Below are 552 nucleotides of genomic sequence, written 5' to 3' on the forward strand. Positions count from 1 at the left end.
AGTATAGCCATGCATTTATGCGCCCCATATTGAGGCGTTATATAGCCTAAGAGGCTTATGAGAAATCTACTGATTGGGTTAACTACTGTTTTTGCCTGGGTGCCATCAACTTTATTGGTTTTACTCGCATGCTTTGCTTTAATTGGTGCACTAGGCAGTATTTTTGATTTACCGATAACATTTAGCCTTAAATGGATTCTGACTTCGCTATTTGGGATTGCAGGCTATATTGCTTTAACTTCAGTAAGTTGGGGTTTAAAGCTTAATCTTAGAACGCGGTTGGTATTTCTTATTTTAGGCTTAATATCCCTGGTATTTACCTATTGGTCAGGTGTTAAATTTGACGGTGAAATTTTTACACTCGTTAGTGGCTGGTTTGGGATTTATTTGTTTTTATGCCCTGCTTTATTTTTGTTTATTCATATAGTTTTGCATCTACTTTGGTTACGCAAGGCTATATAACAAGTTACTAAATTTCGTTCCGGCCACAAACAGCGTGGCCTCCACGGGACTGCCTACGCTGCGCTGCGGCAGCCCATTAGTAAAGCGTTA

At 39.5% G+C, this 552-nt stretch carries 1 protein-coding gene; it reads left to right on the plus strand.

What is annotated here, in order from left to right; translation table 11 throughout:
- The first annotated feature begins 57 nt into the window (after positions 1–57).
- Positions 58–462, plus strand: a complete 405-nt coding sequence (locus C2M29_RS08315) for a hypothetical protein (RefSeq protein ID WP_105188984.1) — start codon at positions 58–60, stop codon at positions 460–462.
- Positions 463–552: the final 90 nt, after the last annotated feature.

This window comes from Pseudoalteromonas sp. T1lg48, from assembly GCF_002964785.1.
Taxonomy (GTDB): Bacteria; Pseudomonadota; Gammaproteobacteria; order Enterobacterales; family Alteromonadaceae; genus Pseudoalteromonas.